Origin of the sequence: Streptomyces sp. NPDC127129 (assembly GCF_042671585.1) — a bacterium.
GTDB lineage: Bacteria > Actinomycetota > Actinomycetes > Streptomycetales > Streptomycetaceae > Streptomyces.
The window spans coordinates 101,345-122,588 of the sequence record NZ_JBHXTV010000017.1; the positions used below are offsets into that span (position 1 = coordinate 101,345).

Genomic DNA, 21,244 nt, shown 5'->3' on the forward strand with positions numbered 1-21,244 from the left:
TCGTCGGTCGGTCACGATGATGGCGGTGACCGCGTTCACGGCCGTCGCGCTCCTGAGCACCGGATGCGCCTCTCGGGCCCCGGCCGACCTGCGCGTGGGAATCGCCTACGGCGACCGTCTGGTCTGGATGTCCGACAAGGACCTCGAGGCCGCCCTCGACGACGCCGTGGACGTCGGCGCGCAGTGGGTGAGGGCGGATCTGCTCTGGTCGAACGTACAACCGGACGGGCCGGACACGTACCGCTGGGAGGCCTTCGACAGAGTCGTCACCGCCGTCGCGGAGCGCGGCCTGACCCTCCTGCCGGTCATCGGATTCACACCGGAGTGGGCACGCCCCGCCGGCTGCGCCGGCAAGCAGTGCCGCCCCGCCGACCCGGCGGCTTTCGCCGCGTTCGCCGGCGCCGCCGCCACGCGTTACGCGCCACGAGGGGTCCACACCTGGGAAGTCTGGAACGAGCCGAATCTCACCCAGTCGTGGGCGCCCGCACCTGACGAAGGCGCGTACACGGCCCTGCTGAGGGAGACGAGCGGGGCCCTGCGGGCGAGCGATCCGGAGGCGTACGTCATTCTCGGCGGGCTGGCGGCGACCACCACCGAGGACGGGAACATCTCCCAGACCGCGTTCCTGCAGGGGGTGTCGGCGCGTGGCGGAAACCACCTGGTGGACGCCATCGGCTACCACCCGTACACCTACCCGTTCCTGGCGAGCGCCGTGACCGAGTGGGGTACCCCGTGGGAGCGGATCGACGGCACCCGGGACAGCCTGAGGAGCGTGCTCGTCGCGAACGGCACACCGAAGATGCCTGTGTGGATCACCGAGTTCGGCGCACCGACGAACGGTCCCGGAACCGCGTCGGACGGCCGGCCGGGCACCGTCGGGGCGGATACGACGCACGTGCCGGAGGCCCGTCAGGCGCAGATCGCCGCGGACGCCGTGCGCACAGCGGCCTCGACCCCGCTCGTCGCCGCACTGATCTGGTACGCGGAGCGCGATCTCGGCACGGACCGGCGGGACAGCGAGAACTTCTACGGTCTCCGCCGGGCCGACGGGAGCGCGAAACCCGCCCTCGACGCGCTGCGCCACGCGGTCGCCGACCTCAACCGCGGCTAGGCGCGGGTGCCAGTGACCGGAACAGGTCGAGGTAGCGGTCGGTGAGGGCGGGCCAGGCGTAGTGCTCGACGGCGCGCCGCCTGCCGTTGGCGCCGAGCCGGTCGGCGAGGTCGCCGTCGTTCAGTACGCGTGCGCAGGCCTTGGCCAGAGCTTGAGGATCGCCGCGGGGGACGACGAGGCCGGTGTGCTCGTCGGTGATGACGTAGGGGATGCCACCGGCGTCGGATCCGACGACGGGGGTGGCGCAGGCCATGGCCTCGACCAGGACCATGCCGAAGGACTCGGCGGCGGTGAGCGAGGGCAGGACCAGCACGGCGGCGTTCCGCATCTCGGCGACGAGAGAGGCGCCGGTGAGCGGTCCGGTGAACTCGACGCGGTCGGTGATGCCGAGGTCCTCGGCGAGTGCCGCGTGGTCGGCTGCCGCGTCCCCGCCTCCCACCAGGCGCAGCCTGGCTTCGGGCAGTTCGTCCGCCAGGGTCGCGAAGGCGCGCAGCAGGACGTCGACGCCCTTCCAGGGGGACGTCCGGTCGAGCCTTCCCACGTACACGAGCGTGCGCGGCCGGGTGGACGCCTTCGGTCCGGGAGTGAACCGTTCCACGTCCACGCCCGGCGTGATCTCCAGAGCCCCGGGACGGCCGGAGGCCAGCGAGGCCGGTGACACCGCGACCAGTGCGCGGGTGCGGGCGAACACCCGGGGCAGGGCGTACCGCTCGTACCAGCCCAGGAGCCGGTCGCGGAGCCTGTCGCCCTTGACCATGGTTCCGGCGTGGTAGGTCATGACGGCCGGTCGCTTTCCCGACACCGCGACCGCGAGTTCGCCGAGGCCGGGCACCGGGGCATGGGCGTGGACGACGTCGACGCGGAGCCGGCGCAGCCAGCGGCGCAACTGGAGGGGCCACAGCGGGTTCACCGGTGTGTTGACGTACCGGCTCGTCCAGGTGCCCAGGCGGACGACCGGCACGCCGTCCTCGACGGACACCGAGGTGCGCCGACCGGTCGTGCTCGCCGTGATGACCGCGGCGCGCATCCCGGGATCCGCGGCGACCGCGTGCGCGACATGGTGCGCGTACAGCTCGACGCCGCCGATGTGAGGCGCGTAGTAGGGCGCGACGACGGCGACCGTGCGCGCCCGTCGGCCGGGGTCGGCGGCGCGGTCGAAGACCGCGACGGTACGGTCCACCAGCTCGTCCCAGCGCGGTTCGCCCGGCGCGCCGTCGGGGGTCCGCCGGCCGATCGCGGTGGCCCGGGCCGCGAGGACCCCGGGCAGGTCGGCCGTCGAGTCCGACACGCACACGATCTCGCGGGCTTGGGAGGCGACCGGGGCCGGGACCGGCCGGGAGACCGGGGCCGGGACCGGCCGGGAGACCGGCACACGTGGCCTCCGCGCGGGCCGGCCGGTATGGCAGGTCAGCACGAACGGAAGGTCGCCGCAGGCCCGCGCCGCGGCGGCGGCGAGCAGGGGCGCGGGGACGTGGACGTCGACGAGGTCCACCCGCTCCCTCTCGACGATGCGGCGCAGGTCGTTCCCCCAGCGCAGCGCCAACGGGGTGCCGGGAGCAGCCAGTCGGTACACCGTCATGCCTTCGCGGCCTTCGCGGCGTCGCCCCTTCGTTCCCCGTACAGAGGGGGCCACGACCACCACCCGGTGATCGTGGCGGGAGTGCAGGAGACGCGCGAGCCGCCACACGTGCTGCGCCATCGGACCGGTGTCGTCGGGCGGGAGGTGCGGTGCCACGATCAGAACCGAACGGGAGTTCATGAGAAGGCTCCTGACACTGGATCTGCCCGGGTCAGTGCCGGAGGCCGCTGCCGGCGGGTGTCGGGGGCAGTGAACGGAACAGGTCGAGGTAGCGGTCGGTGAGGGCGGGCCAGGCGTAGTGCTCGACGGCGCGCCGCCTGCCGTTGGCGCCGAGCCGGTCGGCGAGGTCGCCGTCGCTCAGCACACGTGCGCAGGCCTTCGCCAGGGCTTGTGCGTCGCCGCTCGGCACGACGAGGCCGCTGTCCTCGTCGGTGATGACGTAAGGGATGCCACCGGCGTCGGATCCGACGACGGGGGTGGCGCAGGCCATGGCCTCGACGAGCACCATGCCGAAGGACTCCGCGGCGGTGAGCGAGGGCAGGACCAGCACGGCGGCGTTCCGCATCGCGTCGAGCAGCACGTCTCCGGGAACGCTTCCGGTGAACTCGACGCGGTCGGTGATGCCGAGCTGCTCGGCGAGTGCCGCGTGGCCGGCTGCCGCGTCCCCGCCTCCCACCAGGCGCAGCCTGGCTTCGGGCAGTTCGTCACCCAGAATCGCGAAGGCGCGCAGCAGCACGTCGACGCCCTTCCAGGGGGAGGCCCGGTCGAGCCGTCCCACGAACACGATCGTCCGCGGCCGGGTGGACGCCTTCGGCCCCGGAGTGAACCGCTCCACGTCCACCCCCGGGTTGATCTCCAAGGCCCCCGGACGGCCGAAGGCCAGCGAGACCGGGGAACTGGCGACGAGCGCGTCGGCGCGGGCGAACACCCGGGGCAGGGCGTACCGCTCGTAGGCGCGGACCAGCAGATCGACGTCCTTGTGGCCCTGGAGCATCGACCCCGCGTGGTAGGTCATCACGGCCGGCCTGCTCCCGGAGCAGGCGATCGCCAGGTCGCCCAGGCCGGGAGCGGGCGCGTGGGCGTGGACGACGTCGACGCGGAGGCGCCGCAGCCAGCGGCGCAACTGGAACGGCCACAACGGGTTGACCGGGGTGTTGAGATGACGCACCCAGGTGCCCAGACGGACGACCGGCACACCGTCCTCGACGCCCACGGAGGTACGCCATCCCGTCGTACTCGCGGTGATGACCGCGGCACGCATCCCCGGATCCGCGGCGACCGCCTGCGCGACGCGGTGCGCGTAGTGCTCGACACCGCCGCGCCGCGGGGGGAAGTTGGGCGCGACGACGGCGACCGTGCGCGCCCGGCGACCGGGATCGGCGGCGCGGTCGAAGACCTCGACGGTACGGTCGCTCTGCCGGTCCCAGGTCAGCTCGCGGGCCACGTGCTCCCGGCCGGCGCTGCCGAGGCGCTGGGCCAGGGCGTGGTCGCCGAGCACCTTCGCCAGCGCGTCCGCGAGGCGCCGCGGGTCCCCGGGGGGCACCAGGAGCCCGTTGCTCCCGTCCTCGACGAGCGAGGGGATGCCGCCCACAGGGGTCGTCACCACCGGGCGTCCGCCGGCCATCGCCTCGACGAGCACGCACGGGAAGCTGTCGAAGTGCGTGGGCAGCGCCAGGACGCGGGCGTCGCGGTAGGCCGCCGCCAGGTCCGCGCCTTCGACCCGCCCCCGGAACGCCACGTGCCGGGAGATGCCGAGACGGTGTGCGAGTACCTTGTGGTCGGCGGCCCCCGAGCCGTCTCCGACCACGTCGAGGTGCAGATCGGGGAACTCGCCGACGAGCTGCCTCACCGCTCGCAGCAGGTCGGGAAGCCCCTTGTAGGCGGCGGCCCGGTCCAGCGAACCGACGAAGACGATGCGTGGCGCGTCCGGCACCGGGCTCGCCGGGAAGCTCTCCAGGGTCACGCCCGGCGAGATGGTCGTGCACCGGCCCGCGAAGAGCCGGGGCAGGTCACCCGGGACGTAGTCGGACGAGCACACGATCTCCTCGGCGCGTCCGGCTGTCCGGGCCAGCACCGTCCGCTCGTAGGCCGCGCAGACCAGGTCGGGCAGGAGATGGCCCTTGCGCATCCGGCCCGTGTGGTAGGTCAGCACGAACGGCAGGTCGCCGCACGCCTGCGCGGCGGCGTCGGCGAAGAGGGGCACCGGCGCGTGCGCGTTGACGAGTTCGACTCCCTCGTGCTCGATCACGGTGCGCAGGCGGCCGCTCCAGTGCAGGCCCAGCGGTGTGTGGGAGATCCGCAGGGGAGCGGGCAGACGGTAGACCGGGAAGCCGTCGGGGTGGTCGTACCGTCCGCCGGGTGTGCCGCGGGGCGCGGTCGTGGCGACGACGACCCGCATGCCGTGCCGGGACCTCAGCGATCGCGCGAGATTCCAGACGTACTGCTCCAGTCCTCCGAGGGCGGGCGGGAAGTACGGGGAGGCGAGCAGGACGGCGCGCGGTGTCATGACGGTTCCTCCTTCGGCGCGTGTCTCATCACGTGAGAGGCGGGTGACGTGGTGAGTCTTGGGGTTGGCACGAGGGCCGGGGTTCTCGGCCGCCCGGCGAAGGGCGGCGCGACGGTCGCGGTGGCGGTCATCGGCTGTCTCCCCCGGGCGGAGTGGGTTCCGGCGTGGCCGCCGGGCGACGGACGGTTCGTCGTCGGGCGAAGAGCGCGACGCAGCCGTAGACGCCGGAGGCGAGGTTGCCCACCAGCCAGGCGAAGCCGATCCACACCAGGCCCTTCGGCGCCCACGCGATCGCGAGGCCGACGGTCACCGCGGTGAGGACGACGCCGCTCGCGACCAGGTGCCCGAGGCGGCCGGCCAGTTTGAGCCCGAAGCTGACCCACGTCCGCAGGGCGACGGCGAGGGCGCCGACCGTCAGAACGATCAGCGGGCCCCGGGCGTGGTCCACGTACGAGCCGCCGAACAACCGCAGGACCAGGCTTGCGGCGACGACGAGGACGACCGAGGCGGGGATCTGTACCGAGGCGAGGATGAGGGCCGAGCGCCTGAGCATGTCGGCGAACCGCGACTCGTCGTAGGAGACTTCGGCGAGCAGGGCCTCTCCGACGTTGTCGGACAGGGTGTTCAGCAGGTTCGCGATCTGGAAGGCGACGAAGTAGTAGCCCGCTGCGGCGGCACCCAGCCAGTGCAGCGCGATCAGCGGCGTCACCAGGATCGGCACCAGGGTCAGCGAGCTGAACGCGTAGCTCGCGGCCGAGAAGCCGGCCTGGGGGAGCAGGGGGGCACGGCGGAGCTTGAGGTCGACGCGGAAGCCGACCCTGCGCCACAGGAAGAAGAAGGAGGCGAGCACCGCCGCGGCGCAGGCGCCACCGGACGCGGTGACGATTCCGTACGATCCGACACCCACGAGGAGCAGGGGGAGAACGATTTTCGTCAGTCCCTGGACGCCTCCGTCGACGATCAGGTTGAACTGCGGTTTGCGGGCACCGATGAAGACGGCGTCGGTCAGCTGGTTGAGGGCGGCGAAGACGCAGAACGCCACGAAGGCGGCCGCGAGCAGCAGGTCGGACCGTACGAACAGCAGGTCGCGGCCGTACCAGCGCAGGCCGAAGAGGTAGGCCGACGCCAGGATGCACGCGGCGCCCGCCACGAGGAGTACCGACTTGGTGATCTGCGCGTTGCGGGTACCCGCGGGGGCGAGGAAGCGGATGAGCGTGCTGTTGAGCCCGAAGAGGCTGAAGAAGGCGATCAGTTCGGTCGCCGAGATCAGGGTCGTGGCGAGACCCACCTGCTCGGGCGGGTAGAGACGGGCGACGATGATCCAGAAGACGAAGCCGAGTACGGCCATCGCCAGCGACGAGGCCATCAGGAAGAACGAGCTGCGGGTCAGCTGGTCCTGACGCCGTGTGCTCCCGCCTCCGCCGGCGGAGCCGGCAGGGGGGCCCGAGTACGGCCGTGCCCGCGCCTTCATCGGTAGATCTCCGCCCCGTCGCTGCTGTAGATCTTGTTCTTCGTCTCCTCCAGAAGGCTGGTGGGGTACTTGTAGGTCACCAGGTCACCGCGGTGGAAGATGGTCGCTTCGCCGCTGCGCATCGTCGTCGTGCCCAGCAGCACGGTCGCGTCCTCACGGATGAGGAACGGGTAGATGTCGTTCCTCGCCGTGGTGGGGACCGAGGTCCCGTCGTGGCTCAGGTTGTAGCGGTCGCTCAGGTTCTCCGACTGGACGTCCCCGAGTTCGCCGGGCGGAGTACGGGCGGTCAGCCAGGCCAGGGCCGCGCGCTCCTGGTCGTGCGGGTAGTAGATGTCGTAGTACGTGCCTGCGTTGTCGAGGTGCAGTTGCGGCGGATTCCCGCCGAAGAGCCGGGGCAGCGCTCCCGTCAGGTCGAAGAAGAGCAGCAGGACCACGGAGCAGGCCAGCGCTTCCGTCCACCGCCGTCCCACCCAACGGCACACCCACACCACCCCGGCCGCGATGAAGGGCGCGAAGACGAAGAGCCCCTGCTGGAACGCGCGCAGTACGCCGTACTCGACGGAGAGCTGCGGCAGCACGGTGAGCATCCCGACGACCGCGACCATGCCGGCGGCCAGGGTCACCTGGTCACGGGTCGGCCGGAACTCCTTGCGCCGCCCCCAGAGGGAGGTGACGATGCCGAGCAGCAGGAACACCTGCCACAGCCGCGCGACGGCCTGCCGCAGGAAGTCGCCGACCGCCGACACGTCGACGCCCCGGTCCTCCGCCGCCTGCCCGAGCGAGGTGAGGGGGAGGCGCGGCTCCGGTGCGGGCTCGACGGCCGCACCGTCGGGGGCCACCGACCACGGCACGTACACCCCGGCCGCCCGCTCGGCGGCCGTGCCGCTCAGAGTGACGGTCTGGAAGTCGCGCAGCCGCTCCGCCGGACTGCTCCGCTCCCCGCCGAACAGGCTGTACGCCACGTCGGACGACCAGGCCGAAGGCTCCCTGCCGCCGCCCGTGACCTCCTGCACGGTGGTGACGACGGTGGACCTGAGCTGGCCGGCCGTATGGGTCAGCGGGCCCGTCCACAGGAGCGCTGCGGCCACGGCGGACACGACGATCCACCAGGTCACGAAGGCCGGCTCCCCGGCGGCCGCGGGCCGCGCACGCCGGGTGCGCGAGAGCATCCGCCAGCAGAAGTCCGCCCCGAGCGCCAGCGCGAGCGCCGCGAGGAACAGGTATGCCGTCGAGTAGTGCGCCAGGACGACGCCGACGGCCAGCACCACGAAGGTGATCCGGCGTCGGCGCAGCGCCCGGCCTCTGTCCGTCAGCACGAGCATCGCGCATCCGAGGAAGAGGAACGCGATCTCCTGACGGGTCAGGAACATCATGTCCGTGAAGAAGGTCGGGAAGATCATGAACAGGACGGCCGAGAGCACCGCCACGAACGGGGGCGCCACGTTGCGCACCGAGCGGTGGACGAGCACGGGTGCGAGTGCGAAGAGGAGAGGCAGGACCGCCTTGAAGACGTACGGCCCGGGAATGTCGGTCAGCCGGACCCAGGACGTCGGCAGCAGGGTGATGCTCAGGCAGGCGTTGTAGGGGTCGGCGAACGTGGACATGTCCCAGCGGCTCTGGTCCGACGTCAGCCCGAAGACCTCGTACTCGCGCTGGATGTCGTGGCCGGTGATGTACCAGCCGCGCAGCGAGCTGAGGAACAGCAGTCCGGCGGCGGCGAAGAACAGGCCGACGCCCACGACGGGCGAGGAGTAGCGGCGGTGCCTGAGCATCAGGAGCCCCAGGAGGGTCCCGATGACGACCAGCGCGGCGATACTGGCTCCCGAGCCCAACTGGTTGTTGAGCCGTACCGGCCCCGCGACGGAGAGCACGAGCGCGAGCGTTCCCAGGGCCGTCACGGCGACGAGGCCGGCCGGCAGGCCGCGCGCACGGTACCGCAGCCACCAGGGGGGAGCGGCCGGGTCCTTGGCCGGAGGGTCCACCACGGCGGCGGTGACCGTGACGGCCAGGGCCGAGGCGACGGCGAGCGCCGCGCGGGTGAGCGGCCCGTCGACCCCGACGAGCGGAAGAGCCGAGTTGACCACGAGGGCCACGACGACGGAGGAGAGGACGCTCAGTCCGGCGGCCAGCAGGACGCGTCCGTCCCGCGTCGACACGATCCGGGAGGCGGGCCCGTACCAGACCGCGGTCGGTGCGACGAGGAGGAGCCAGATCCCGGCCAGGGTCGGCAAGGGGGTGAGCCCGCCGGGCAGGAGCTCGACCAGAGTGGCCAGAACGGTCGCGGCGAGGATGCCCCGGCGGGCGACGAGGCGCCGTCCGACGCGGTCCGCCGCACGCTCCACCGGCGGGGCAGTGGTCGCGGCGCCTCCTCCGGGCGGGTGGGCGGTCATCACCGCACCCGTTCCGGAAGATCGCGGTTGGGGAGGTAACCGACCCCCGTGCGTCCCGATATGTGGCTGAGCACGCGCTCCAGACGGTGCCAGTCGCGGTGCGCGTCGACCTCCCAGCTGTGGCCCCAGAGGTGGAACACGCCACCGCGCTCCAGGCAGAGGTCGAACCACCCGACGGCGAGCTCGTCCCACTGGAGGAACAGCTTGGCGGCCCTTCGCGGCCGCAGCCGCGCCAGGCGCAGGGCGACCGGCCCGTCGACGCGGTGGGCGTAGGCGTGGACGGTGGTGGGCAGTTCCAGCGGCGGACCGGCGGCGAGCGAGTTGCGGCGCACGGTGCGCGCGCGCTCGAAGCCCACCGCCCGGGCGGAGTCGACGTGGGCCGCGGTGTACTCCCCGCGTGGATAGCAGAAGCTCGTGACCGCCGCGCCCACCGTGCCCTCGAGCTCTTCCTTGCCCGCGCGTATCTCGTCGGCGGCGGCGCTGTCCGTCAGCCGCGGAAGGCGCTGGTGCGTCAGCGTGTGCCCGCCGATCTCGAACCGCTCGGCCAGCTCACGGACGCCCGCCGGGGAGAGCCGGTCGCGGGCCGCGATCTCGGCGTTGTGGGGCGCGATGTAGAACGTGCCGGCGATGCCGTACCGGTCGAGCAGGGTGGCGAGGCGGTCGTCGAGCCGGTGCCCGTCGTCCCAGCTCGTCGTCACCACGACACGGGGGCGCGCGCGTCCTTCGTCGGTCATGGGGTACTCCCGGGTGCCGGGGCGCCTTGGGCGGGCAGCCGGAAGTGCAGACTCTGGCTGCTGTCCAGGAGCGCGACGCGGACGATGACGGAACCCTCGCGCAGCGGCAGTCGGGAGACGGCCGACGCGGGAGCGTCGGAGCCCGGTGTGAGGGCCGTGGTGGTCGACGCCGTGGTGCGGCCGTCGGCCGCCTCGACCGAGACCCGCAGCCGGTGTGTCCGTTCGCCGGGCCCGCGGTCCTCCACGGAGACCGGGACGAGCACCGAGCCCCCCGTGACGACGGGGGCGCTGGTGAAGTACAGCTCGGTGTACCGGGCGGGCACCGGTGAGAAGGACTGCGTCAGTTCCTTGCGGATCGCGGGAGTCGCGACGGCGACGACGGCGGCCACCACGACCGCCAGCAGGACCAGGACGACCGTGCGCAGGCGAGGCGGCAAGGGCCTCCTGCGCGGACGGGGGCGGAGCCGGCGCATCGAGCGCCGGCAGGCTTCCGACGCCTCGTTCCATGCGTGCTTGGCAACCGACGGACTGCTCATCGCAGGTCACTCCGTGGGAACACCCGTTGTGGGCCCTGGGACGTTTTCAGCGCACACGCGCGAACACTCAGCCCCGAGCACGCAAGGCGCACATGACCTCCCGATCGGGGTAGCACCCCGCATACGGAAGATTTCCATCATAAGATGATTTCGTCTATTTACGCCGTATACGTCCATACTGTGCTCTTGCTCGGGCAGAGTCAAGACGGCGACGCACCCATAAGGTCGGGTGGTGAGGAGGAACGCTCATGGCACAGGACTCGGCAGCCCGCCCCGCGCGTCGGGCGGGTGACCACGGGCACCGCGGCAGGCTCAGCCGGGAGGTCGTGCTGGCGGCGGCCCTCGAACTCGTCGACCGGGAGGGTCTGTCCGCGCTGAGCATGCGCCGCCTCGGCGCCGAACTCGGCGTGGAGGCCATGGCCCTGTACCGGTACGCCAACGGCAAGGACGCGCTCCTGGACGGGCTGGTCGAGGCCCTCTACCTGGAGTTGGAACAGCACCCCGACCAGGCCCAGGCAGCCGCCCCGGATGCCGACTGGAGAGCCGGACTGCACAGGATGGCGCTGCAGACGTACCAGACGTGCCTCGGGCACCCCCATGTCGTGCCCCTGCTCGCCACCCGCATGCTGGCGGTCCCCCTGGCGCAGCGGCCGCTCGCGGTCCTCAGGAGCCACGAACGCATGCTCGCTCTGCTCAGGAGGGCGGGGCTCGGGCCGGTCCAGGCCGCGGCCGCCTTCCGTGCCGTCACGGCGTGGATCCTCGGCTACGTCTCGGTGGAGCTGGGTGCGATGGTGGACAACCCCGCGGAGCCCGACCCCTCGTTCCGGCTGGGCCTGCACCGCATGCCGGCGCAGGAGCTGCCCACCCTGCGCGAGATCACTCCGGTGCTCGCCGAGCGGGGCGGCTACGCGGGCCTCATCGCCGGCCTGGACGCGCTGCTCGACCGGTTCACGAGAGAGGAACCGTAGGGGCGAGGAGCCGTGGGGGCCGTAGGGGCGAGGGGTCGTGGAGGGGCGCTGTCCCGAGGGGTCCCGGGGCTCACGCCGTACTGCGACCGGTGAGGGGCTCGGGGGCCTGGGCCGGTTCTCCCGCGGGGAGTTCGGCGGAGGCGCTCCTGCGGCGGAACCGGTGCGCGAAGAGCTGGCAGAGGTTCGCCGTGCCGTCGTGCAGGGCGTGCAGCTTCACCTCACCCCCGCGTACGCGGTACGTGATCGGGACCTCCAGGCAACGGCACCCCGAGAGCGTCGCCGCGTTCTTGATCTCCTGTGAGAACGCCATGCCCGTCGACCGGACGTCGAGGGACTGCCAGACGTAGCGGCGGAAGACCCACATGCCCGACTGCGAGTCGTGCAGTCCGTTGTGGAACAGCATGCGGCTCACCAGGCTCAGCACATGGTTGCCCATGGAGTGCGTCGGCTGCATCGCGTCGCGGTTGGCGGGGACGAGCCGATCCGTCGTCAGGAACTCCACGTCCAGGGCGTCCAGGACCTTGAGCAGCCCCGGAAGCGCGTCGAACGGGTACGTGCAGTCGGCGTCGCCGGTGGCGATCACGTCGCCCCGAGCCGCCGCGAATCCGGCGTGGTAGGCGTTGCCGTAACCCCGTTCCGGCTGGGGCACGACACGCGCCCCGAGCGAACGGGCGACCTCACCCGTGCCGTCGGTGGACGCGTTGTCCACCACGACCAGTTCCGTCTCCCAGCCCGCGTCTGCCAGCTCTGCCACCGGAACGGCGGCTATCACCTTGGGGAGATTGGACGCCTCGTTGTATGCGGGCATGACAACCGAAAGACTGCTCATCGCAGGTCACTCCGTGTGCGGACTCCAGCCCCACGAAGAACAGCCGGAAGTATCCGCTGTAGACCAACAACGCCCATTTACGACGTATACATACACTTTGCGACGATTGGCGCCCTGCGTCAAGAGCGACCGGAGCGGCGCCGACGGCCTCAGGCCAGCAACTCCCGGTACAGGGCGCCGTACCGGTCCGCGAACCGCTCGGGCCCGAAGGACTCCTCCACGGCCGCCCGGCCGCGTTCCGCGAGCATGTCCCAGACCCGGGGCTGTTCCAGCAGCCAGGCGAGCTGCTGCCCGGTCCTGCGGGCGTCTCCGGCGGGAGCCCGCAGCACCGCGTCCCCGAAGTCGGCGAACTGCGGCAGGTCGCTCAGCACCGCCGGCCGCCCGGTGGCCAGCGCCTGCAGGACCGTGAGCGGGATGTCCGGCGTGCCGCCGACCACGGGAGGCGGGAAGAGCAGCACGTGCGTCGAGGCCAACAGGGCACGCATGTCGTCGACATGGCCCCGTACCTCCACGTCGGTCAGGCCCCCGGACCCGGCCCGCTCCCGCAACTCCTCCCGCAGCGCGGCCGTGTGCTGCCCCGGCCGCCCGTGGACGGCCAGGACCAGCCGGAACTCCGCCCCGGACCGCGCCGCCTCCGCCGCCGCCTCGACGGCGGTCACGACACCGCCCCGCGGATCGAGACGGCCGGCGTAGAGGACCGTCGGCACACCCCCGGGGCGCGGCAGGAAGGGCCACTCGCTCAGCCGGACCATGGGCGGGATCACCCGGACGTCACCGAAGTGCGCGGCACGCAGCCGCCGGGCCATCGACTCCGACAGCGCGACCGTCGTCCCCAGTGGCCGGGTCCTCGCGAGCAGCCGCGCCTCGTCCACACCGGGCACGGTGTGGACGACCGGGCGCGCTCCCAGCATCACGGGGCGCAGCCAGGAGAAGGCGGGGAAGGCCTGTCCGACGGTCACGAACGCGTGGACCAGGTCGGCGCGACGTGCGGCGACGGCCCCGGCGAGCGTGGCCTGCAGAACGACCGGGCGCCCGTGCGGGGAACTGCCCGGGGTCCACAGACGGATCGCCCGGCCGGCCGGCGGGGGCGGCCGGCCACGTCGCGCGGGCCACTGGCGGAACCAGAGGAAGTCCATGTCGGGCAGGGCCCCGAGCACGTCCCTCGCCAGCGCCACGTCGGCTCCGTCCGCGCCGTCCAGCGGGCTGCCGGTCAGGAGCAGGACACGCGGTGGCCGCGGGCCGACGGTCATGATCCACGCCCGGGATCGGCCCGGGGCGGCAGCGTACGGTTCGGCGGCACGCCCGCCTCGGGACGCGGTGACAGCACGACCGGGAGGTGGTCCGGTGCGATCGGCGTGGTCAGCGGCTCGTCGGCCATGCCCCGGCCCTCCTGTCCCGCCTCGGCCGCCGCACGCGGACGGAGTCGTCCACCAGACGGCGCGTCAGGGCCAGGTACCGGCCCGTCATCTCGTCCCAGGTGTAGTGCTGCGCCGCCTGTCCGGCCTGCCGCCCGAGGGCGCGCCGCGCCCGCTCGTCGGAGGCCAGCATCCGCATCCGGTCGCCCAGCGCCACGACGTCGAACGGCGGGACGGCCACGTCGCCTCCGTCGCGCATCCACCGCAGCGCGGGCAGATCGAAGTGGACGACCGGCTTCCCGTACGACATGGCTTCGAGCGCCACCAGGCCGAAGCTCTCGTGGCGCGACGGCATGACCAGGAAGGCGCTGTTCCGCAGGAGGTCCCGCTTGAGCTCCTCCCCGGCGAACCCCACCCAGCGGACGCTGCCCGGGTGCGCGGCGAGCAGCGCCGCCAGCTTGCGTTCCTCCCCCTGCGTACCGCTGCCGGCCAGCACCAGCGGCAGCGGAGGACGGCTCAGCCGGTACGCCTCCAGAAGCAGGTCGAGCCCCTTGACCCAGGTGTCGATCCGTCCCAGGAAGAGGATGTGCTGGCCCGCTCCGATCGCGGCCTCGTCGATCTGCCGCTGCTCGACGCCGTTGGCGATGACCTGGACGTCCGCCCGGGGGCTGAGCCGTCGGACGGCGGAGGCGTCGGCCTCGTTCAGCACCACGATGTGCCGGTAGCAGCGCAGCCCGAGCCGCTCCACCAGGAAGAACGGGACGTGGTAGCGGCGCCAGAGCGCCTCGGCGCCGCGGCCCTGGTCGATCCCGACGACCGGCGTCCGGGAGAACAGCGGCAGGAAGCTTGTCGAGAACGGTGGCGTGAAGTTCTCCAGCCACGCGTCGTGGGGAAGCCTGCGGGCCACGAAGGGGAGGAGCGTCAGGAAGAGCAGCCGCCCGGCGCGCGGCCCGGCCCAGCGGACCGGGAGATAGACGTAACGGATGCCGTCACGACGGAGGGAGACACCGCGCCGTCCGGCCGTCACCACCGTCACGTCGAACTCGTCCGACAGCCTCCGGGAGACCTTCTCGACCACCAGGGCGCCACCGTCCCGGTGGTCGAGGTCGCCCGTCTCGTCGTAGACCGAGACGACGATCCGCTTCCGCCGCGCCCCGCGTCCGCCCTCCTCGGGTTCCGGGAGGCGCCGGGTCCGTACGGTGTCGAGCATCCGCTCCACCGCCTCGGCCGCGACCCGCGACGGGGCGCGCTCGCCGTCGAGCCGTACCACCCGGGGCAGGCGCGAGGCCCAGGCGCGGTACCGCGAGGGGACGGGACCGGTCTCCACCAGCAGGGTCAGGTCGTAGCGCCGGACGAGCCGGGCGAAGCGGTCCGAGGCGCGGTGCTCCGGTGTGAGGCCGAACGCGACCAGCCCGTCCAGCGGCCCGCCGTCCGTCAGCACGACGGCGGGACGCCCTCGGGACCGCGTCGCCAGCGCGCGCCGCGCGGCACGCGTGCGTACGGAGAGGTCGCCGGCGTCGAGCAGGGCGCGGGCACGGCGCGCCCACGATCCCCGGCGCGGGGGATCGTCAGGGCGCCGTACCGTCTCCTCCTCATCCCTCACCCGCGGAGGAGAGCCGAACCCACGGCCCGGGAAACGGCCGTGGAGCGTCGTCACCGCCACACCGCGCTGCCGCAGCAGCCCGGCCATGCGCCGGACCAGCGCGGACCTGCCCGTGCCGTCGGGCCCGGAGACCGCGATCAGGAGAGGCCGCGCCGTGTTCATGAGGTGCGCCTCCGCAGTCGCTCGGTGACGGCGAGCGGCACCCGCAGGGCGACCTCGCGGGCCGCCGTGGAGGCCCGCCCGCGGGTCAGCAGATGCCCGGCGTGTTCCACGCCGGTGCGCAGCGACGTCGTGACGGGCAGCGGCAGGGGCAGCTGTACGAACTCGCCCCGGTCGAGCGTGGCCATCGCCTCGGTCGCGAGCTCCAGGGCCCGGTCTCCGCCGACGGACCAGCCCTCGCGAGCGGTCTGGGCGCGCGCCTCGGCCACGACCTCGGGGGCCAGCAGCTCGCGCAGCGCGAGAAGTTCGGACAGATCGAGGGTCTGGTTGCGGAAGATGCCCAGGGCCAGCCAGATCCTCAGCCGGTCGGCGGGGCAGGGGACGAGCCAGGCGCGGCCGTCGTGGTCGGGGACGGCGTGGGCGAAGAGGCGGTCCGTCGCCATGACCGAGACGCCGCGCCAGGCCACGGCGGTGTGCAACTGGGCCGAGGGGCCGTCGGGCGGCTTCAGGAGCACCGAGGTGGACCGCTCCAGCCAGTGCGTCGACCGCTCGACGTACCAGCCGCCGAGCGCCTTCTGGGCCGCTTTCCAGCGGTCCGTGGGGACGACCAGATCGAAGCTTCCGAGGGTGAGATCGCCCGGCAGATCGGCCTTGACGAGCACCGTGGGGACGGCCGCCGCGCTCAGCCGGTCCGTCGACTCGACGACGTTGCGCCGGAAGAGCCGGCCGGCGTCGTCCACCGCGTGGAGCGTCGAGGCCAGTTGGCGGGGGTAGACCTGCGCCAGTCGGCCCTCGACCTGGTTGTCCCGGGCGACGGCCAGCGCGGCACGCAGCTCCTCGTCGGACGCCGCCGGGGCGTCGCCCCGCCAGACGGCGTCGACCAGCAGCCGAAGCGCACGCCCGGACTCCCGCCCACCACCCGCCCCACCGGCCCGGGCCTCACCCGGCAGGGGCTCGCCGTCCGGCCGGGACCCGAGCGGCCCGGCCGTGGCGGCCCGGGCCGAGTCCGGCGCCCTTCCGTGCGGGAGGGACCCGTCGGGCACGTGCTTGTCCGGCCACGTCTCGCGTGGCCTGGCCTCGTCGGGCCCGGCGACCTCCGGCGAGGTCCGGTCCCGGCGGGACCCGTCCGGCGGGAGCCGGTACGGCTCCGTCCCGTGCTGCCCGGACACGTGCGGCCGGGACTGGGGCGGCCATGACCCGTGCGATGCGGTCTCGTCGCGCCCGGGGCCACCCGGTGGGGTCCCGTGCGGCTTGCTCCCCTGCGGACGGGGCCTGTCCGACGCGCCCTCGTCCAGCCGGGACCCGTGGGGCCCGGCCGACTCCGCCGCGGTACCGGGAGGGAGGGACCACTCGGGCACGTCCTCGTCCGGCCACGTCTCGTGTGGCCTGGCCTCGTCGGGCCCGGCGACCTCCGGCAAGTTCCGGTCCCGCCCGGACCCGTCCGGCGGGAGCCGGTACGGCTCCGTCCCGTGCTGCCCGGACGCGTGCGGCCTGGACTGGGGCGGCCATGACTCGGGCAGTCCGGACACGTGCGGCCGGGACTCGGGCGGCTGGGAGTCGTGTGATGCGGTCTCGTCGGGTCCGGCGCCACTCGGTGGGATCCCGTCCGGTTCGCTCCCCTGCGGAAGGGAACCGTCCGACACGCCCTCGTCCGGCCGCGACCTGTGCGGTCCGGCCGTGGGGGCCCCGGCCGCGTCCGGCACGGCACCGGGCGGGAGGGGCCCCTGCGGACGAGGGGCGGAGGCCGGGGTGCCGTGGCGGCGGAGGCGCCGCCACGAGCGGGTCAGGATCCTGCGCGCGGCGGCGCGCCGTGGCGCGCCGGCGTGAACGGCGGGCCCACGTCGGCCCGCCTCGCGGACGAGCAGGACGCCCAGAGCGACCACCGTCCCGCACATCCCGCCGGTCGCCATCCCCGGCACGCCGCCGGCGAACCAGCCGGCCGTCAGGCCGGACACGTACATGAGCAGGGCGACGACGAGCGGACGCAGCACCACGTCGTCCCGAAAGGCGGGCGCGCGCAGGGCGACGGTGTCGGCGGTCCTCATGGCCGGATCCCCCACGGAGGGCTCGGCGTGCCGACGAGCACGTCCCGGCCGCCGGCGGGCAAGACCGTCGCCTCGCGCACGTCGAGCCTCCTCAGGGCCTCCGGCGCGCGCACCTCGTCACAGCGGTGGCGGCGCGGCAGCGGCCGGAAGCGGTCTTCGTCGAGGTCCCGCCCCGTCACCTCGGTGCGCCCCGCCGCGCGCTCGCGCGCGTCGGAGAGCGCGTCGAAGGCGGAGTTCGTGCATGCTTCGGGCCGGACAGGGCCCCCGTGTCCGGCGGGTTCCGAGGGTGAGCCGGGTGATCCGCCGCCGCGTCGGGCGTGCGCGGCGCGGGCGCGGACGGCACGGGAACGCCGGCGCCGGGCTGCCGTACGCGGACGGCGCACGGCACAACGGCGGGTGCGGACCGCGGGCAGGAGCCGGTCGGTCGCCCGTCGTCCGGGATGGGGCGCGGGGCGGCGGGCCGGGACGCACGGGCTACGGCGCCGGGACTCGGCGGAGGGCCAGTCGGTCACCCGTCGCAGCGGATGCGGAGCGGGTGCCGCCGGCGTCCTGCCGAGCAGATATGACCTCACGAGGAACTTCTTCCGGCAACCGGACCCTGCCGAGGGTCTGTCATGCGTCCAAAATGCCTGACTTCAAGCGTTAGCATCGGATTTCTGATCCGTCAAGCGTGGTCGGCCCGTTCCGCCCGGCCCGCGAGACGCGGCGACGGCCTCAGGCGATGCAGGGCGTTGTGCGGGCGCTCGTCGAGCAGTCCGCCCAGGATCCGTGTCCCGTCACGGAACGTGCGGGCGGGCGACAGGCCGTGGCGGCGCGGCAGTTCGAGACTCGGCACCTCGGCGATCCGCAGCCCGTAGTGCAGGGCGTGGGTGACCAGCTCGGCGCCCAGCTCCACCCCGTGCTCCCGCAGGTCGAGCAGGTCGACGAAGCCTCGGCGGAAGGCGCAGAAGCCGTACCAGAGGTCTGTCAGACGCTGGCCGTAGAGCTGCCGGGCGAGTCGGAGCAGCGCGCTGTGGCCGAGTCTGCGCACGAGCGGGTAGTCGGCGACGCCGCCGCCTGCGATGAAGCGTGAGCCCTTGACGAAGTCGTACCCGCTGTCCAGGTAGTGCAGGTAGTGCGGGATCTCCATCGGCGACATGCTGCCGTCGGCCCCCATCAGCACGACGAACTCGCCGGTCGCGGCGAGCAGCCCCGCGTGCGGGACGTCGCCCGCCGCGCAGTCCCACGGCCCGAGCCGGCGTACGGTCACCGCGGCGCGCGCGGCGCCCGGCTCGACCGCCCCGCTCGCGGTGGCATCCGGTGTCCTCGCCGACGCACCTTCCGCGGCCCCGACCAGGACGACCTCGCCGACCTCGGCCGGTATTTGCTCCAGCAGCCGGTCCGTGTCGTGGTCCCCGGGACGCACCGCGATCACCACGCTCACCGTGCGGGTGTCCGCGTGGGGTGAACGGTCGGTCGACCGGCGCATCGGATGTGGCCCGCTACCCATGGGTACGGCTTTCTCCAGAACGCTTTCTCCGGAATTGTGGAAGCGACTTTCAGCATCCTGCGCGGAACGCCGTGACGTCAAGGTCTCCTCCCTCCGTCCGTGCGCCGCATTCCTCGCGGGATTACAATCCGTTCATGGCAGGGCGAATTGAGGACTACGCCCTCATCGGCGATCTGGAGACGGCTGCCCTCATCGGGAAGGACGGAGCTGTCGACTGGTGGTGCGCGCCTCGCTTCGACTCGCCCGCATGCTTCGCCGCGCTCCTCGGAGACGAGTCCCACGGGGCATGGACTCTGGCGCCGGTCGGAAATCGTCCGTGTAGTCGCCGGAGTTACCGGGGTGATTCACTCGTCCTGGAATCGGTGTGGGAATCCGTCTCCGGAACGGTGCGCATCATCGACTTCATGCCCCCACGTGAACGGACCCCGCAGATCGTCCGGTTGGTGGAAGGTGTCTCCGGACGCGTCGACCTGCACGGCGAGTTGAGGATGCGCTTCAACCACGGCAGCGTGGTCCCCTGGTCGCGGCGTGTCGACCGGCGTACGGTCGCGACCGTGGCCGGCCCGGACGCCGCCCATCTGCGGTGCGGACCGGGTGTCGAAATCGGTGTCACCGACGAATGCGTCACGCTCGACGCGTCGGTGACGGCGGGTCAGCGCATTCCCTTCGTCCTCAGCTGGAGTCCTTCCCATTCCGCACCGCCTCGGGCACCCGACGTGGCGGCCGAGTTGACGCGCACACTCGCCTTCTGGGACGAATGGACCGCACAATTCCGATACGAGGGTCCCTTCCGCGACGCCGTCCTCCGGTCGCTCGTCACCCTCAAAGCCCTTACGTACGAACCGACCGGCGGCATCGTCGCCGCGGCGACCGCTTCACTCCCCGAACGCATCGGGGGAGAACGGAATTGGGACTATCGGTTCTGCTGGCTGCGCGACTCCACCTTCACCCTGTCCTGCCTCCTGCGCAGCGGATTCCGACGCGAGGCGTTCGCCTGGACGGACTGGCTCGTGCGCGCCGTCGCGGGCGACCCCGCCGACCTCCAGCCGCTCTACGGCGTCGCCGGCCAGCGCAACCTCCCCGAGGTGCGCGCCGACTGGCTGCCCGGCTACGAGGACTCCAGGCCGGTCCGGTTCGGCAACGCGGCCGTCGACCAGTTCCAGATGGACATCTACGGCGAGGTGTTGAGCACGATCTACTCGGCCGTCCGTGCCGGAGTCGCCATCGACCCGCACGTCTGGAGTCTCGTGGCCTCCCTCCTGGACTACGTGGACAAGCGCCGGCGGGAACCGGACGAGGGCATCTGGGAAGTGCGCGGCCCACGCCGCCACTTCGTCCACTCCAAGATCATGGCCTGGGTCGCCGCCGACCGCGCCGTGCGCCTCGCCCGCGTCGCCGGCCTGCGGGCCTCCGTCCAGCGCTGGCAGACCATGCGGAGCGAACTGCGCGACGAGGTGTGCGCGCGCGGCTGGAGCGACGAGCAGCAGTCGTTCGTCCAGTACTACGGCGCCCGGCGCATCGACGCGACGGCGCTGCTGATCCCCAGGCTCGGCTTCCTCCCGCCGTCCGATCCGCGCGTCCTGAGTACGGTCGAGGCGATGGGCCGGCTCGACGACCGCGGATTCGTCCGCCGGTACGCGGACGTCGGCAACGGTGAGGTGCACGAGGTGGACGGCCTGGACGGCGCCGAAGGGGCCTTCCTGGCCTGTACGTTCTGGTACGCCGACGCGCTGGCGATGACGGGCCGTCCGGCCGAGGCCCGCACCGCCTTCGAGCGCGTCCTCGACATCCGCAACGACGTGGGGCTGCTCGCCGAGGAGTGGGACCCGCACGCGGGCCGCCAGCTCGGGAACACGCCCCAGGCGCTCAGTCATGTGGCCCTGGTGAACACGGCGTTCACCCTCTTCGGAACTCGACGCCACGCGCGTTCACCCGCGGGACGGTCCGCTGTGGCATGATCCGCCCGCATCGGCGCATCGGCGCATCGCGCATCGCGCATCGGGGGGAAGGGCGAGCATGTCGTCGTACTTCGGCTGGGCCGTGGGTCTGGCGGGGCTGCTGTTCGCGATCGGTGGGGTGCTCGCCCTCACGCGGGGCTGGATCCTGCCCTACCAGCGCAGATGGATCCGCCGCACGGCGGTGTTCGGCTGGGCGCAGCTCGTGGTCGCGGTGGCGTTCCTGCTCCATGCGGCCGAAGCGCTGCTCGTCGAGGATCCGGGCGTGGGCGTCGCGGTGAGCAACACCGGATTCGCTGCGCTGCTCTGCGGCCTCGGCCTCGCCGTGTACGCCCAGTGGCCCCGCGAGGACGCCGGCGAGAACGGCTGACGAGCGGCCCGGCCGATGCCCGGACGCCACCCGACGCCCGCGCCTGACACCCCGTGACCGTCGCGGCCGCCGGAACGACCGCTCGGCGATTCGTTCGGGTGCGTCCAGCGGGCGCGCCGGACCCCACCGGGTTCGAATCGGAGC

Annotated in this window: 16 protein-coding genes; 4 read left to right on the forward strand and 12 right to left on the reverse strand. The window is 72.9% G+C overall.

Features of this window, described 5'->3' with window-relative positions; all coding sequences use genetic code 11:
• Positions 1–25: 25 nt before the first annotated feature.
• The gene (locus ACFVGW_RS29115; protein WP_385854028.1) at positions 26–1,111 is read left to right on the forward strand and encodes a cellulase family glycosylhydrolase; all 1,086 of its coding nucleotides are present in this window, start codon (positions 26–28) and stop codon (positions 1,109–1,111) included.
• On the opposite strand, the gene ACFVGW_RS29120 is transcribed toward ACFVGW_RS29115, so the two are convergent.
• The 6 genes from ACFVGW_RS29120 to ACFVGW_RS29145 form a co-directional block, all read right to left on the reverse strand.
• The gene (locus ACFVGW_RS29120) at positions 1,098–2,870 is read right to left on the reverse strand and encodes a glycosyltransferase (RefSeq protein ID WP_385854029.1); all 1,773 of its coding nucleotides are present in this window, start codon (positions 2,868–2,870) and stop codon (positions 1,098–1,100) included. The genes ACFVGW_RS29115 and ACFVGW_RS29120 overlap by 14 nt on opposite strands.
• 31 nt (positions 2,871–2,901) lie before the next feature.
• Complete coding sequence (locus ACFVGW_RS29125) at positions 2,902–5,196, reverse strand: glycosyltransferase family 4 protein (RefSeq protein ID WP_385854030.1); 2,295 nt, start codon at positions 5,194–5,196, stop codon at positions 2,902–2,904.
• 127 nt (positions 5,197–5,323) lie between these two features.
• Entirely contained in the window at positions 5,324–6,667 is a 1,344-nt protein-coding gene (locus ACFVGW_RS29130; protein WP_385854031.1) for a lipopolysaccharide biosynthesis protein, read from the reverse strand.
• Entirely contained in the window at positions 6,664–9,057 is a 2,394-nt protein-coding gene (locus ACFVGW_RS29135; RefSeq protein WP_385854032.1) for a DUF2206 domain-containing protein, read from the reverse strand. The genes ACFVGW_RS29130 and ACFVGW_RS29135 overlap by 4 nt, the downstream gene beginning before the upstream one ends.
• A complete protein-coding gene (locus ACFVGW_RS29140; RefSeq protein ID WP_385854033.1) occupies positions 9,057–9,791 on the reverse strand; it encodes a polysaccharide deacetylase family protein in 735 nt (244 codons plus the stop codon). The genes ACFVGW_RS29135 and ACFVGW_RS29140 overlap by 1 nt, the downstream gene beginning before the upstream one ends.
• Entirely contained in the window at positions 9,788–10,228 is a 441-nt protein-coding gene (locus ACFVGW_RS29145; RefSeq protein WP_385854034.1) for a hypothetical protein, read from the reverse strand. The genes ACFVGW_RS29140 and ACFVGW_RS29145 overlap by 4 nt, the downstream gene beginning before the upstream one ends.
• Positions 10,229–10,575: 347 nt before the next feature.
• Between ACFVGW_RS29145 and ACFVGW_RS29150 the strand changes: the two genes are divergently transcribed.
• Positions 10,576–11,295, forward strand: a complete 720-nt coding sequence (locus ACFVGW_RS29150; protein WP_385854035.1) for a TetR/AcrR family transcriptional regulator — start codon at positions 10,576–10,578, stop codon at positions 11,293–11,295.
• A 70-nt stretch (positions 11,296–11,365) separates the two neighbouring features.
• Here the strand turns inward: ACFVGW_RS29150 and ACFVGW_RS29155 are convergent, their stop codons facing one another.
• From ACFVGW_RS29155 to ACFVGW_RS29180, 6 genes are all read right to left on the reverse strand, one after another.
• Positions 11,366–12,103, reverse strand: coding sequence for a glycosyltransferase family 2 protein (locus ACFVGW_RS29155; protein ID WP_385854036.1), 738 nt, complete (start codon positions 12,101–12,103; stop codon positions 11,366–11,368).
• Between the two features lie 170 nt (positions 12,104–12,273).
• Entirely contained in the window at positions 12,274–13,374 is a 1,101-nt protein-coding gene (locus ACFVGW_RS29160; protein WP_385854037.1) for a glycosyltransferase family 4 protein, read from the reverse strand.
• 109 nt (positions 13,375–13,483) lie between these two features.
• Positions 13,484–15,244, reverse strand: a complete 1,761-nt coding sequence (locus ACFVGW_RS29165; RefSeq protein ID WP_385854038.1) for a glycosyltransferase family 4 protein — start codon at positions 15,242–15,244, stop codon at positions 13,484–13,486.
• A complete protein-coding gene (locus ACFVGW_RS29170) occupies positions 15,241–17,286 on the reverse strand; it encodes a hypothetical protein (protein ID WP_385854039.1) in 2,046 nt (681 codons plus the stop codon). Before ACFVGW_RS29170 ends, ACFVGW_RS29165 begins: the two co-directional genes overlap by 4 nt.
• Positions 17,283–17,858, reverse strand: a complete 576-nt coding sequence (locus ACFVGW_RS29175; RefSeq protein WP_385854040.1) for a hypothetical protein — start codon at positions 17,856–17,858, stop codon at positions 17,283–17,285. Before ACFVGW_RS29175 ends, ACFVGW_RS29170 begins: the two co-directional genes overlap by 4 nt.
• A gap of 92 nt (positions 17,859–17,950) precedes the next feature.
• The gene (locus tag ACFVGW_RS29180; protein WP_385854041.1) at positions 17,951–18,709 is read right to left on the reverse strand and encodes a glycosyltransferase; all 759 of its coding nucleotides are present in this window, start codon (positions 18,707–18,709) and stop codon (positions 17,951–17,953) included.
• 200 nt (positions 18,710–18,909) lie between these two features.
• Between ACFVGW_RS29180 and ACFVGW_RS29185 the strand changes: the two genes are divergently transcribed.
• Complete coding sequence (locus ACFVGW_RS29185; RefSeq protein WP_385854042.1) at positions 18,910–20,733, forward strand: glycoside hydrolase family 15 protein; 1,824 nt, start codon at positions 18,910–18,912, stop codon at positions 20,731–20,733.
• A 58-nt stretch (positions 20,734–20,791) separates the two neighbouring features.
• Positions 20,792–21,100, forward strand: a complete 309-nt coding sequence (locus tag ACFVGW_RS29190) for a hypothetical protein (RefSeq protein WP_385854043.1) — start codon at positions 20,792–20,794, stop codon at positions 21,098–21,100.
• Positions 21,101–21,244 lie beyond the last annotated feature (144 nt).

Bases quoted from the DNA above. Each gene is read 5' to 3' on its own strand.
- ACFVGW_RS29120 (WP_385854029.1), bottom strand. From the start codon at position 2,870: ATGAACTCCCGTTCGGTTCTGATCGTGGCACCGCACCTCCCGCCCGAC.
- ACFVGW_RS29125 (WP_385854030.1), bottom strand. From the start codon at position 5,196: ATGACACCGCGCGCCGTCCTGCTCGCCTCCCCGTACTTCCCGCCCGCC.
- ACFVGW_RS29140 (WP_385854033.1), bottom strand. From the start codon at position 9,791: ATGACCGACGAAGGACGCGCGCGCCCCCGTGTCGTGGTGACGACGAGC.
- ACFVGW_RS29165 (WP_385854038.1), bottom strand. From the start codon at position 15,244: ATGAACACGGCGCGGCCTCTCCTGATCGCGGTCTCCGGGCCCGACGGC.
- ACFVGW_RS29135 (WP_385854032.1), bottom strand. From the start codon at position 9,057: ATGACCGCCCACCCGCCCGGAGGAGGCGCCGCGACCACTGCCCCGCCG.
- ACFVGW_RS29150 (WP_385854035.1), top strand. From the start codon at position 10,576: ATGGCACAGGACTCGGCAGCCCGCCCCGCGCGTCGGGCGGGTGACCAC.
- ACFVGW_RS29170 (WP_385854039.1), bottom strand. From the start codon at position 17,286: ATGAGGACCGCCGACACCGTCGCCCTGCGCGCGCCCGCCTTTCGGGAC.
- ACFVGW_RS29160 (WP_385854037.1), bottom strand. From the start codon at position 13,374: ATGACCGTCGGCCCGCGGCCACCGCGTGTCCTGCTCCTGACCGGCAGC.
- ACFVGW_RS29130 (WP_385854031.1), bottom strand. From the start codon at position 6,667: ATGAAGGCGCGGGCACGGCCGTACTCGGGCCCCCCTGCCGGCTCCGCC.
- ACFVGW_RS29155 (WP_385854036.1), bottom strand. From the start codon at position 12,103: ATGCCCGCATACAACGAGGCGTCCAATCTCCCCAAGGTGATAGCCGCC.
- ACFVGW_RS29190 (WP_385854043.1), top strand. From the start codon at position 20,792: ATGTCGTCGTACTTCGGCTGGGCCGTGGGTCTGGCGGGGCTGCTGTTC.
- ACFVGW_RS29185 (WP_385854042.1), top strand. From the start codon at position 18,910: ATGGCAGGGCGAATTGAGGACTACGCCCTCATCGGCGATCTGGAGACG.